Genomic DNA, 12,712 nt, shown 5'->3' on the forward strand with positions numbered 1-12,712 from the left:
CCTTGAACCGTCGTCGACCCGTGCAGGCTTCCTATCAGGTCCAGAGCGCGGTGCCGGCGCTGCGTCAGGGCGGGGTGATCGGTTTGATCGCCCCGGCTGGCCCCGCTGCCCTTGATCCGCTCAAGGCGCAGCAGTGGGTCCAGGCCCGCGGCTATGAGCTGCGGATATTTCCCGGTGTCTCGCAACGCGACGGTTACCTGGCCGGCGACGATGAAGTGCGCCTGCGCGACCTGCACGATGCCTTTGCCGATCCTGAAATCGACGTGATTCTCTGCCTGCGCGGGGGGTACGGTTGTCCGCGCCTGCTGGACGATATTGATTTCGAATTGCTCAAAAAACATCCAAAGCCTTTGGTCGGTTATAGCGATATCACTGCGCTGCACCTGGCGATTGCCCGTTATGCGGGGTTCATGACCTTCCACGGGCCGCTGTTCAATGCGGATCTGCTCGGGGACAAGCTGCCACCGACCGAATCCTCATTGTTCAACCTGCTGAGCGGACAGGTGCGCGCCGGTAGCTGCTTCGAGCATCCCGCGGCGTTTCCACTGACCACTGTGGTGCCGGGCGCGGCTTCAGGGCGCCTGCAGGGCGGCAATCTGTCGTTGATCTGCGCCACGCTGGGCACGCCTTATGAGATCGACACCCGCGGTGTGATCCTGCTGATCGAGGACGTCAACGAGCCGCTGTACCGGGTTGATCGGTTGCTGACCCATCTGCGCCTGGCGGGCAAGCTGGAAGGTTTGAATGGCGTGTTGGTGGGGGATTTCGCCGGGGTCGACGCCGATGCGCTGGCGCGCCTGCTCAGGCAGGAGCTGGGGGCCTTGGGCATTCCGGTGCTGGCGGGGTGGCGCAGCGGGCATTGCGACCCGAACCTGACGTTGCCGCTGGGAGCGCAGGTGAGGTTGGATGCCGATGCGCGGCAGTTGGTGTTGGAGCAGGATGTGACGATTCTGCTGACTGCTGACTGCTGACTGCTGACTGCTGACTTGTGGCGAGCGGGCTTGCCCGCGTTCGGCTGCGAAGCAGTCGTAAAACCACAATCCCCGTTCTTTCTGACACACCGTGATTGCAGGTTTTGGGGGCGCTTCGCACCCCAGCGCGGGCAAGCCCGCTCGCCACAAGGCCGTGCTCGACTTCGAGTAACAGAGCCCCCAACGTTTGCCCTGGCTATCAAGGGTTGCGCAAGCTCTCCAGCAGCTTGTGATTCGGATAGCCATCCGCCGGCCAGCCCAACACTTGCTGGGCCCCGCGAATCGCCTTGCGGGTATTCGCCCCGATAATGCCATCGGGATTGCCAGCGTCATAACCCTTGGTGCTGAGCAGGGTCTGCAACTCGATCCGCTCGGAACGGCTCAACGGCAGGTCATCCTTCGGCCAGTCGCCACGAATCAGACCCGCACCACCGAAGCGTTGGGACAACAAGCTCACCGCCAGCCCATAGGACGACGAATTGTTGTACTTGAGGATGGCGCGGAAGTTATCCAGTACCAGGAACGCCGGGCCGCGATAACCGGCCGGCAGCAGCAGGGCGGCGGACAGTGTCGCCGAGCCATTTGGTAGTGCGGCGCCCGCTGGCAAGCGAATGCCCATTTGCAGCCACTCGTTCACCGTCTTGCGGATTGCACCATCGGCCTGGGCGTAGTCGAAGGCCTGTGGCAGCACCACTTCCAGCCCCCACGGCTGGCCACGCTGCCAGCCGGAGCTTTGCAGGTAGTTGGCGGTCGAAGCCAGGGCATCGGCGGAGTCGTTCCAGATATCACGGCGTCCGTCGCCATCGAAGTCCACCGCATAACTGTTGTAGGTGGTGGGGATAAACTGGGTCTGGCCCATGGCTCCGGCCCAGGAACCGAGCATCTGCTCAGGCTGGATATCGCCATGCTGGATAATCTGCAGCGCCGCCAGCAACTGTGCCTGGGCGAAACCCGGGCGCCGGCCTTCGTAGGCCAGGGTCGCCAGCGAACGGATCACCGATTTGTCGCCCTGGAACTGGCCGAAATTGCTTTCCATGCCCCATACGGCCACCAGTGCCTCGCGGTCGACGCCATAGCGTTGTTCGATGCTCGCCAGCAAGGCGCTGTTCTGTGCCAGCAGGGCTTGGCCCTTGCGTACGCGCACGGGCGACAGGGCGCCGTCGAGGTATTCCCAGACCGGGCGGGTGAACTCCGGTTGGCTACGGTCGGCCTTGATCACGCTCATGTCCGGGGTGACCCCGGCAAAGGCGGTGTCGAAGATGGCGGGTGTGATGCCGGCTCTCAGGGCGTCGATACGGAACGCGGACATCCATTCGGCAAAGCTCTGCGCAGGCTGGATCGTCAGGTCGTCATTGACCTGTGGCAGGGTCGGGAGCGGGGCTGCGGGAAGGGTTTGCAGCGGCTCGGCGTCGGCGGCGGTCGGCTTTTCCGCGCAGGCAACTAACAGGATAAAGCTGGTGGCGGCGAACAGTCGGCGTAACGGCCAACGAAGGGTAAGGCAAAAGGGCATGCGCGGGTCCGGATTATGCGAATCAGGTGCTGACCTTACCATGCTTGATGGGGTGCAGTCGTGATGGCGCTCTATGCTTTCAGGCCGCCAGAAAGTAAGAAGCCTCCCAGCTTTTGGACTGGAAGGCTTCGCGGCGGTAGCTGCCTTTGCCCTTCGCCGGTTGTTCCTGACGGCTGCGGAACAGTGGCTGGGCGATGATGGATTTGGCTTTGTTGGAACGCTGCCGGGACGGCTTGCTCATGGGCGTGCACTCTTGGGTGTGTGGAGGAGTGCGAATCATCGGGCAGATTTTTATCGCTGTCCAGTGGGGGCATTTGGCTATTGGACTGTTGAGGCATTGTGGCGAACCTGTGTGCCTTCAGTGATTGCAGGGCTATTCTGCCGGTAATGCCAGCCGCTGCCCGCACATCAACAGGCTCAACCGGCTCAGGCTGCTCCACGGCGAACCCGCCGCCTGGCCCTTGATCTGTGCGTCGATGCGTTGCGCGTCCAGCAACAACTGGCTCCAGCGTTGCGCCGAGTGCCGTTGCAGGGCCTTGCTCATCAGCGGCTTGCGCTTGTCCCAGACCGGTGGCCGGGCCTGGCTGAAGGCCTTGTCCAGGGGCACGCCCTGGCTGTATTGCAGCGACAGGTTGGCCAGCAGTCGCAGCTCCCGGGCCAGGGCCCAGAGAATCACCGGCGGCTCGACCCCTTCGCCCCGCAGCCCTTCGAGCATCCGCAATGCATGGGCCGCTTCACCGTTGAGTACCGCGTCCACCAGGCCGAACACATCGAAGCGGGCACTGTCGGCCACGGCGGCCTGCACCGTTTCCACGGTGATCTGTCCACCTTCAGCCATCAGCTTGAGCTTTTCGATTTCCTGGGCGGCCGCCAGCAGGTTGCCTTCGACCCGCGCGGCAATCAGCTCCACCGCGTCCTGTTGGGCGGAAAGACCGGCCTGGGACAGGCGCTGGCGAATCCACTGCGGCAACTGGGCCGCGTCCACAGGCCAGATCTGGATGAACTGGGTGTCCTGGCCTTCGACCAGGGCCTTGCCCCACTTGGTCTTCTGCGCGCTGCCATCGAGCTTGGGCAGGCTGATCAGCAGCAGGGTATCTTCGGCCGGACGCGAGCAGTATTCGATCAGTGCCGCGGCGCCTTTGTCCCCGGGCTTGCCCGAAGGCAGGCGCAGTTCCAGCAGGCGTTTTTCGGCAAACAGCGACATGCTGGCACCGGCTTGCAGCAACGTGCCCCAGTCGAAGTTGGCGTCGGCGCTGAACACCTGGCGCTCGTCGAAACCTTGTTGGCGGGCGGCGGCACGGATGGCGTCGGCGGCTTCCTGGCACAGCAGCGGATCGTCGCCGCTGATGACGTAGACCGGCGCAAGGCTGCCTTGCAGGTGTTTGGCGAGTTGGGCGGGGGCGAGTTTCATAGGCGGGCAAGTGCGGGGCGCCGAGGGCGCCCCGACAGGCTTACTGCTTCGGCAGTTGCAGCGGCGATTGCTGCGGCTGCGACGCTTCGTACTTGCGCGCGGCTTCCAGGGCGTCGGCATCGGCCTTGGCCTTGGCATCGGCGGTCTGTTGCAGGCCATCCAGTTGCGCCGGGGTCAGCAATTGCAGGCGCAGGACCATCTGCTGGATCAGGTCGCGACGCATTTCCTTGCGCAGCTGACCCGCTTCGGTATCGCCAGCGGTGATGTTGTTGCCGTCGTGCACGTAGTACTTCTGTACGTTCAGCTTGCCGGTGAGCAGTTGCAGGTCATGGTCGCCACGGATTTCATAGTACAGCGCGGTGTTGAGCTCGTACTCGGCGTTACGGCCGGAGCCCGAGTAGGTGGCGGTACGCTGGGTTTCCTGTTCGTCAGTCAGCACCAGCTTGTAAGGCGCACCGGTATAGACCTTGACGCCGCTGTGTTCGAGGACCTGGGTCAGCTGCTTGACCGTATCACCGTAGGCATTACGGGCACTGACCGACAATTCCTTGATGGTCAGCTGGTTGGTGCCGGTGCCGCGCAGCTGGAAGCCGCAGGCGCTCAGCAACACGGCGAGGCCCATTACCAGCAGATTGCGTTTGATCATCTTGTTGCTCCCCTTGAAACCCTGTGGGTCGACGGTGCGACCGCGGAAGTCTTGCAAGGCGCCCGTGAGTGCGGGCGCCCGATCCCATTTAGTTAGCTGGCGACGATATTGACCAGTTTGCCGGGCACGACGATCACTTTACGAATCGTCAGGCCATCGGTGAAGCGCAGTACGTTTTCGTTGACCCGCGCCGCTGCTTCGATTTCTTCACGGCTGGCGCTGGCCGGCATGTCGATCTGGCCGCGCAGCTTGCCGTTGACCTGGATCACCAGTTGCAGGCTGTCCTGGACCAGTGCGCTGTTATCCAGCAGCGGCCAGCCGGCGTCGATGATGGCGCCTTCGTGACCGAGGCGGTGCCACAGCTCGTGGCTGATGTGCGGGGTGATCGGGGCCAGCAGCAGGGCCACGGTTTCCAGGCCTTCCTGGACCAGCGCACGATCCTGCGCGGTGCCTTGCGGGGCTTTTTCCAGCACGTTCATCAGCGTCATCACCTGGGCGATGGCGGTGTTGAATTTGTGATGCTGGCCGACATCCTGGCTGGCCTGCTTGATCGCCAGGTGGATCGAGCGACGAATGGCTTTCTGCTCATCGTTCAGCGTCGCCAGCTCCAGCTTGCCCGGCAGGCCCTGGGTCACGTGGGCCTGGGCCAGGCGCCAGACGCGCTTGAGGAAGCGGTGCGAACCTTCGACGCCGGAGTCGGACCACTCCAGGCTCATGTCGGGCGGCGAGGCGAACATCATGAACAGGCGGCAGGTGTCGGCACCGTACTGCTCGATCATCGACTGCGGATCGACGCCGTTGTTCTTCGACTTGGCCATCTTCTCGGTGCCGCCGATTTCCACCGGCAGGCCATCGCTGAGCAGCTTGGCGCCAATGATCTTGGCCTTGCTGTCGCGCTCGAGCTCGACGTCCGCCGGGTTGAACCAGGTGTAGCCGCCGTTGGCTTCGCGGCGGTAGTAGGTCTCGGCGACCACCATGCCCTGGGTCAACAGGTTCTTGAACGGCTCGTTGGAGCTGACCAGGCCTTCATCGCGCATCAGCTTGTGGAAGAAGCGCGCATACAGCAGGTGCAGGATCGCGTGTTCGATACCGCCGATGTACTGGTCCACCGGCAGCCAGTGGTTGGCGGCTTTCGGGTCGACCAGGCCGCCCTCGTAATGTGGCGAGGCGTAGCGGGCGTAGTACCAGGACGACTCGACAAAGGTGTCCATGGTGTCGGTTTCACGCTTGGCAGGCTTGCCGCATTTCGGGCAGCTGCACTCGTAGAACTCGGGCATGCGCGCCAGCGGCGAACCGGCGCCGTCCGGCACCACGTCTTCCGGCAGTACCACCGGCAGTTGGTCTTCCGGGACCGGCACGTCACCGCAGCTGTCGCAGTGGATGATCGGGATCGGGCAGCCCCAGTAGCGCTGGCGGCTGATGCCCCAGTCGCGCAAGCGGAACTGGGTGCGCGAGGCGCCGAGGTTTTTCTTGATCAGGGCGACTTCGATGGCGTCGAAGGCGCCGGCGAAGTCGAGGCCGTCGAACTCGCCGGAGTTGATCAGGCTGCCGTGCTCGCCATAGGCGTCTTGCCACGGTGCCGGGTTGCTGTCGCCCGAACTGGTGCGCACCACCGACTTGATCGGCAGGTTGTATTTGTGGGCGAACTCGAAATCACGCTCGTCGTGGGCCGGCACGGCCATGACCGCGCCGTCGCCGTAATGCATCAGCACGTAGTTGGCGACCCATACCGGCAGTTGCTCGCCGGTCAGCGGGTGCTCGACGAACAGGCCGGTCGGCAGGCCTTTCTTTTCCTGGGTGGCGACGTCGGCTTCGGCGACGCTGCCGCCCTTGCACTCGGCGATGAACGCCTGCAATGCCGGGTTGTTGCGCGCGGCCAGGCTGGCCAGCGGGTGCTCGGCGGCCACGGCGACGTAGGTCGCGCCCATCAGGGTGTCCGGACGGGTGGTGAAGACTTTCAGGCTGCCGGCTTCGCCGATGGAGTCGACATGGTAGGGGAACTGTACTTCCATGCCGCGGGACTTGCCGATCCAGTTGCGCTGCATGGTCTTGACCTGCTCGGGCCAGCCCGGCAGCTCGTCGAGGCTTTCCAGCAGTTCATCGGCGTAGGCGGTGATCTTGAAGTAGTACATCGGGATTTCGCGCTTTTCGATCAGCGCGCCGGAGCGCCAGCCGCGGCCGTCGATCACTTGCTCGTTGGCCAGTACGGTCTGGTCCACCGGGTCCCAGTTGACGGTGCCGTTCTTGCGGTAGATCACGCCTTTTTCGAACAGGCGGGTGAACAGCCATTGTTCCCAGCGGTAGTAATCCGGCTTGCAGGTGGTCACTTCGCGGGACCAGTCCACCGCCAGGCCCAGGCTGCGCAGCTGGGTCTTCATGTAGGCGATGTTTTCGTAGGTCCACTTGGCCGGTGCGACGTTGTTCTTCATCGCGGCGTTTTCCGCCGGCATGCCGAAGGCGTCCCAACCCATGGGTTGCAGGACGTTCTTGCCTTGCATGCGCTGGTAACGGGCGATCACGTCACCGATGGTGTAGTTGCGCACGTGCCCCATGTGTAGCTTGCCGCTGGGGTAAGGGAACATCGACAGGCAGTAATACGTCTCCTTGCCTGGCTGTTCACTGACTTCAAAGGACTTTTGCGCGTCCCAGAACGATTGGGCGGCGTTTTCGATTTCACGGGGCTGATAGTGTTCGTGCATGGCTACTTGTACTGGAAAGGGTGGCCTAATCCTCTTCAATGCATCCGTAAGGCGGTGCTGGAAGTGGAGTTACAGGAAGCGCCGTAGCATACATGACGCCGCTCTATCGAGGGAAACCCTGATTGCGCCGCCGCAGCCGTTGGTCGCGGCGTTCGGCTGGTTTGCCGGACACCGCTAAGCTTGGAAGAGGGGGAGTGATTCTTATCTTCAATGAGGTGAGCGGATGGTGGAGTCGCAGCGATATGTCATGAAACCCGAGTTGTACGAGCGTTTGATCACCCGTCTGGGGCTTGCCCTGGACGCAGCCAGCACGGCGGCGCGCTTGCGTGATGAGCGGCCTGCCGAGTTGGAGTTGCGTGGCTTGAGCCATGCCGAGTTCGAATTGATCCGGGCCTACCTGGATCTCAGTGGACGGGATCTGCCTGCGCCGCCTTCCGTTGTGGAGCACAAGGTATCACCCCGTTCGGCCGAGATTATCTGGTTGAAGGACAAAATGCCCAACCCCGGTTCGGCGAAGTTCAAGTCGGTGGGAATCAAGTAAGGTTCGCCCGGCGGCATGCTGTTGTCTGTCGCTAACCTGGCTTCGATTTGAAGTCATTGTTCCAGAGGTTGTTGATTGATCTCGATGCACTTAGGCTTCGGGCATCTTCTGGAGATGCCCGATGCCTATTCGTTACATCCTCAAACAATTGCTCTTGCCGCCCGGCCTGCTGTTGCTGTTGCTGCTGTTTGCCTGGTGGTTTCGGCGCAGTCGTCCGCGGCTGGCCGGGCTGTGCTTTGTCCTTGGCCTGTGCGGGTTCTGGTTGATGAGCCTGCCGGTGGCAGTGGAATGGGGCGCGCGGGCGCTGGAGACGGTGCCGCCGCTTGAGCGCGGTGAGTGGGCGGGGCTGGCGCAGCGCGCCGATGCCATTGTGGTGCTGGGGTCGGGGCGTGAGCGCGGTGATCCGGCGTGGGGCGACGACCAGCCGACCGGCATCGGCCTGGAGCGCCAGCGCTATGCGGCGCGGCTGGCCAAGGCTTCCGGGCTGCCGGTGCTGACCAGTGGTGGTTTGCACTATGGCACGCCGCCGAGTGAAGCGGCGTTGATGGCGGCGTCGATGCAGGGTGATTTCGACGTGACGGTGCGCTGGCAGGAAGGGCGTAGCACCACGACCTGGGAAAATGCCCAATTCAGTTATGAACTGCTGGCGCCGCTGGGTATCAAGCGGGTGGTGGTGGTGACCCATGCCGCGCATATGTCGCGCGCGATGTGGAGCTTTGAAAAAGCCGGTTTTACCGTGGTGCCGGCACCGGTGGGCTTTTTCGGGCGGGACAACTCCAGGCCGCTGGGCGGCTGGATGCCGGAGTTCAAGGCGATCTGGCGTAGCGGGCAGTTGATCAATGAGGCGTTGGGGCAGGTGGGTTACCGGCTCTTTTACCGTTAAGCCAAGACCGGACACAAATGCGTGTAGTGGGCGCTACTTTGTGGCGAGGGGGCTTGCTCCCGTTCGGCTGCGAAGCAGTCGTAAAGCCGATCAACGTGTTCTAGCTGTTCCACCGTGATCACTGGTTTCAGGGCCGCTTCGCGCCCCGGCGCGGGCAAGCTCGCTCGCCACAAGTGTATGCTACCTCTCAGGCTACACCGTCTTGGCAATCCGGCTGGCCAGTAAGGCCCAGCCGAACAGCAAGCCGCACAGGATGATCAACGGCCACGAACGCCACTGCAGGTAAGGCGTCAGGTTGTGCATCGGCACCACCTCGCCATACAAAATACCCTGCTCGAACTGCGGAATCCGCGTGGTGATCTCGCCGTATGGGTTGATCAGGCCGGTGACACCGTTGTTGGTGGCGCGGATCATCCAGCGCCCGGCCTCCAGTGCGCGCATCTGGGCCATTTGCAGGTGTTGCAAGGGGCCGATCGAGGTGCCGAACCAGGTGTCGTTGCTGATGGTCAGCAGCAGGTCGCTGCGTGCCGAGAGGCTGGCGGCGAATTCCGGGTAGACCACTTCATAGCAGATGAACGGGGCGATCCGGTAGCCCTTGGCTTGCAGCAGTGCCTGGTCATCCGGGCCGCGGGCGAAATCGGACATCGGCAGGTTGAAGAAGTCGATCAGTCCACGCAGCAGGTCCTGCAGCGGCACGTATTCACCAAAGGGCACCAGTTTCTGCTTCAGGTAGGTGCCGTCGCCTTCGCCGGTCACGGTGATGCCGTTGTAGTAGCGCTTCTCGTGGTTCACCACTTCGCGGATTGGCACGCCGGTGATCAGCGCCGACTGCCGGTCCGCGGCGAAGCGGCCCATCATCGCCAGGTAGCCTTCTGCCGACTCCTTCAGTACCGGCACGGCGGTTTCCGGCCAGATCAGCAGGTCCACGCGTTTGGAGCGGAAACTCAGGTCGCGGTACAGCGCCAGTTGGGCGTCGATCTGCGTAGGGTCCCACTTCATGCTCTGTTCGATATTGCCCTGGATCGCCGCCACCGTCAGCGGTTCGCCCGACGGACTGGTCCAGGCGTGATGCTTGAGCGCGATGCCCGCCACCCAGGGGCCGACCAACAGCACGGCGCCCAGGACGATAAAGGCCTTGCGCCCAGCCTTGAGCAAGCGGCGGGCGTTGTACAGCAGCGCGGCGCTCAGGGCCAGGGTGAAGGAAATCAACCAGATCCCACCCAGCGGCGCGAGGCCCGCCAGTGGGCCATCGAGCTGGCTGTAACCGGAATAGAGCCAGGGGAAACCGGTCAGGAACCAGCCGCGAAAGGCTTCCTGGCCCACCCACAGGGCGGCGAAGGCCAGCGCATCGGCCAGCGGCGCTTCGTTGCGGCGTATCCAGCGCGCCCAGAGCCAGGCGGGCAGGGCGAAGAACCAGGCAATTGCAGCGGTGAACGCGAGCATCAGGAAACCCGCCAGCAACACCGAAGCATCGCCGTAGGTATGGATACTCACGTAGATCCAGCTGGTACCGGCGCCGAACAGGCCGAAGCCGAAGCACCAGCCGCGCCCCAGCGCCTGGCGCGGTGACAGCTCGCGCAGGCCGGCATAGAACACGCCTACCGCCAGCAATGCCAAGGGCCAGATATCGTACGGCGCCAGGGCCAGGGTGGTCAGTGCGCCGGCCGCCACGGCCAGCAGATTACCGGGCCAGCCGGGGCGGGTTAAGCGCAGCATGTCAGTCCTTAGCGGCTAATGGGGGTCAGGCGGATCAGGTGGATGCGACGGCTGTCGGCATTCAGGATGCGGAAACGATACGCGCCGATTTCGGTGATTTCATTACGCTTGGGCAGGTGACCGAACGCGCTCATCACCAGGCCGCCGACGGTGTCGAATTCGTCATCGGAGAATTCGCTGTCGAAGAAGGCGTTGAAGTTCTCGATCGGCGTCAATGCCTTGATCAGGAAGTCACCGCTGGGCAGGGGCTTGATGTAGCTGTCTTCCTCGACGTCGTGCTCATCCTCGATATCGCCGACGATCTGTTCCAGTACGTCCTCGATGGTCACCAGGCCCGCCACGCCGCCGTACTCGTCGATGACGATGGCCATGTGATTGTGATTGGCGCGGAACTCGCGCAGCAGCACGTTCAGGCGCTTGGACTCGGGGACGAAGGTTGCCGGGCGCAGCAGGTCCTTGATGTTGAAGGTGTCGCCGTTTTCCTGCAGCACCAGTGGCAACAGGTCCTTGGCCAGCAACACACCCATGACGTCGTCATGGCTTTCGCCGATCACCGGGTAGCGCGAGTGCGCGGCGTTGATGACCGCCGGGAGGAATTCGCGGGGTGTCTGCGTCGCCTTGATGCTGATCATCTGCGAGCGCGGGACCATGATGTCGCGGACTTGCAGGTCAGCGACCTGGATGGCGCCTTCGACGATGGCCAGCGCTTCGCTGTCCAGCAACTTGTTCTGGTGGGCTTCGCGCAGCAGCTCCAGCAGCTCCTGGCGGTTTTTCGGCTCATGGGCAAAAGCCTGGGTCAGTTTACCCAGCCAGGACTTCTGCCCGTTGCTCGATCGATCTTCGCTCATAGCGATTTACTCGTATCCCTTGGTGGTGGAGTGATCAGTGTTCGTCATCGATATAGGGGTCGGGATGACCCAATTCGGCAAGCAACGTTCGTTCCAGTGCTTCCATTTCCTCGGCTTCCTCGTCATCTATATGGTCGTAGCCCAATAGATGCAGGCAGCCGTGAATGACCAGATGGGCCCAGTGGGCCTCCAATGCCTTGCCTTGTTCGCTGGCTTCGCGCGCGACCACCGGGATGCAGATCACCAGGTCGCCGAGCAGTGGGATATCCAGCATTTCGTCCGGCACGTCGGCGGGAAAGGACAGCACGTTGGTCGCGTAGTCCTTGTGCCGCCAGGTGTGGTTGAGTTCGCGGCCTTCGGCTTCGTCCACCAGGCGGATGGTCAGCTCGGAGTCGGCCGTGCGCTGGCGCAGGGCCAGTTCGCACCAGCGGCGAAACTCGGCGTCGCTCGGCGCGGGGGCCTGCGAGGCCCGTTGCAGATCAAGTTCAAGCATCGCGGCGGGTACCCTGGGTAGCGTCTTCGGCACTGTTTTCAAAGCGCTCGTAGGCTTCGACAATCCGCTGCACCAGCGGATGGCGGACCACGTCCTTGGGCATGAAATGGGTGAAGCTGATGCCTGGTACGTCCTTGAGGACCTTGATCACGTGGGCCAGCCCGGATCGCGTGCCCTTGGGCAGGTCGACCTGGGTGATGTCGCCGGTGATCACCGCGGTGGAGCCGAAGCCGATGCGGGTCAGGAACATTTTCATCTGTTCGACGGTGGTGTTCTGGCTTTCGTCGAGGATGATGAAGCTGTTGTTCAGGGTCCGGCCGCGCATGTAGGCCAGCGGTGCGACTTCGATGACCTGGCGCTCGATCAGCTTGGCCACGTATTCGAAACCGAGCATTTCATAGAGGGCGTCGTAGAGCGGGCGCAGGTACGGGTCGATCTTCTGGGCCAGGTCGCCGGGCAGGAAACCGAGCTTTTCACCGGCTTCGACCGCCGGGCGCACCAGCAGGATGCGACGCACCTGCTCGCGCTCCAGCGCATCCACGGCGCAGGCCACCGCCAGGTAGGTCTTGCCGGTACCTGCCGGGCCGATGCCGAAGTTGATGTCGTTGCCGAGGATTTCCTTCACGTAGCGCTGCTGATTCAGGCCGCGAGGGCGAATCATGCCTTTCTTGGTGCGCAGGGCCACGCTGGCTTCGGCCACCGGGTTGTCGCGCAGGTCTTCGGCACTCGATTCCTGCAGGAACAGGTGGACCATGTCCGGCGACAGCTCGGTACCCTTGGTTTCCCGGTACAGGCGGCGCAGCAGGTTTTCCGCGGAGGAGGTGAGCTTGGGTTCGCCGATCAGTTCGAACTGATTGCCGCGATTGCGGATCTCGATGGTCAGGCGTTGTTCGATCAAGCGCAAGTGCTCGTCGAACTGCCCGCACAGATTGGCGAAGCGGCGAGCCTCGAAGGGCTCGAGGATGAAACGATGAGGTTCGATGGGTGCGTTCAA

12 protein-coding genes are annotated in these 12,712 nt (G+C 63.1%); 3 read left to right on the forward strand and 9 right to left on the reverse strand.

Going from position 1 to position 12,712, the window contains the following annotated elements; genetic code table 11:
* Nucleotides 1-2: 2 nt before the first annotated feature.
* Nucleotides 3-971, forward strand: a complete 969-nt coding sequence (locus tag M5B96_RS23440; protein WP_248799382.1) for a S66 peptidase family protein — start codon at nt 3-5, stop codon at nt 969-971.
* 199 nt (nt 972-1,170) lie between these two features.
* On the opposite strand, the gene M5B96_RS23445 is transcribed toward M5B96_RS23440, so the two are convergent.
* The 5 genes from M5B96_RS23445 to leuS form a co-directional block, all read right to left on the reverse strand.
* Nucleotides 1,171-2,481 carry a lytic murein transglycosylase gene (locus M5B96_RS23445; RefSeq protein ID WP_248799383.1) on the reverse strand — a complete coding sequence of 437 codons (1,311 nt, stop codon included), beginning with the start codon at nt 2,479-2,481 and terminating at the stop codon, nt 1,171-1,173.
* Between the two features lie 79 nt (nt 2,482-2,560).
* A complete protein-coding gene (arfA, locus tag M5B96_RS23450) occupies nt 2,561-2,722 on the reverse strand; it encodes an alternative ribosome rescue factor ArfA (protein WP_248799384.1) in 162 nt (53 codons plus the stop codon).
* A gap of 132 nt (nt 2,723-2,854) precedes the next feature.
* Nucleotides 2,855-3,892, reverse strand: a complete 1,038-nt coding sequence (gene holA / locus M5B96_RS23455; RefSeq protein WP_248799385.1) for a DNA polymerase III subunit delta — start codon at nt 3,890-3,892, stop codon at nt 2,855-2,857.
* A gap of 40 nt (nt 3,893-3,932) precedes the next feature.
* Complete coding sequence (gene lptE / locus M5B96_RS23460; RefSeq protein WP_248799386.1) at nt 3,933-4,538, reverse strand: LPS assembly lipoprotein LptE; 606 nt, start codon at nt 4,536-4,538, stop codon at nt 3,933-3,935.
* A gap of 92 nt (nt 4,539-4,630) precedes the next feature.
* A complete protein-coding gene (gene leuS, locus M5B96_RS23465) occupies nt 4,631-7,237 on the reverse strand; it encodes a leucine--tRNA ligase (protein WP_248799387.1) in 2,607 nt (868 codons plus the stop codon).
* A gap of 223 nt (nt 7,238-7,460) precedes the next feature.
* On the opposite strand from leuS, the gene M5B96_RS23470 reads away from it, so the two are divergent.
* Together M5B96_RS23470 and M5B96_RS23475 are read left to right on the forward strand one after the other, a co-directional pair.
* The gene (locus tag M5B96_RS23470) at nt 7,461-7,778 is read left to right on the forward strand and encodes a hypothetical protein (protein WP_248799388.1); all 318 of its coding nucleotides are present in this window, start codon (nt 7,461-7,463) and stop codon (nt 7,776-7,778) included.
* A gap of 121 nt (nt 7,779-7,899) precedes the next feature.
* Nucleotides 7,900-8,661, forward strand: coding sequence for a YdcF family protein (locus M5B96_RS23475; RefSeq protein WP_248799389.1), 762 nt, complete (start codon nt 7,900-7,902; stop codon nt 8,659-8,661).
* 192 nt (nt 8,662-8,853) lie between these two features.
* On the opposite strand, the gene lnt is transcribed toward M5B96_RS23475, so the two are convergent.
* From lnt to M5B96_RS23495, 4 genes are read right to left on the reverse strand one after another with little or no spacing between them, the layout of a single operon-like run.
* Nucleotides 8,854-10,377 carry an apolipoprotein N-acyltransferase gene (gene lnt, locus M5B96_RS23480; protein ID WP_248799390.1) on the reverse strand — a complete coding sequence of 508 codons (1,524 nt, stop codon included), beginning with the start codon at nt 10,375-10,377 and terminating at the stop codon, nt 8,854-8,856.
* Nucleotides 10,378-10,385: 8 nt separating this feature from the next.
* Nucleotides 10,386-11,225 carry an HlyC/CorC family transporter gene (locus M5B96_RS23485; protein WP_191486324.1) on the reverse strand — a complete coding sequence of 280 codons (840 nt, stop codon included), beginning with the start codon at nt 11,223-11,225 and terminating at the stop codon, nt 10,386-10,388.
* 34 nt (nt 11,226-11,259) lie between these two features.
* Nucleotides 11,260-11,718, reverse strand: coding sequence for an rRNA maturation RNase YbeY (ybeY, locus tag M5B96_RS23490; RefSeq protein WP_248799391.1), 459 nt, complete (start codon nt 11,716-11,718; stop codon nt 11,260-11,262).
* Nucleotides 11,711-12,712, reverse strand: coding sequence for a PhoH family protein (locus M5B96_RS23495; RefSeq protein WP_248799392.1), 1,002 nt, complete (start codon nt 12,710-12,712; stop codon nt 11,711-11,713). Before M5B96_RS23495 ends, ybeY begins: the two co-directional genes overlap by 8 nt.

It is taken from the genome of Pseudomonas sp. MWU13-2105 (genome assembly GCF_023242315.1).
In the GTDB taxonomy this organism is placed as follows: domain Bacteria; phylum Pseudomonadota; class Gammaproteobacteria; order Pseudomonadales; family Pseudomonadaceae; genus Aquipseudomonas.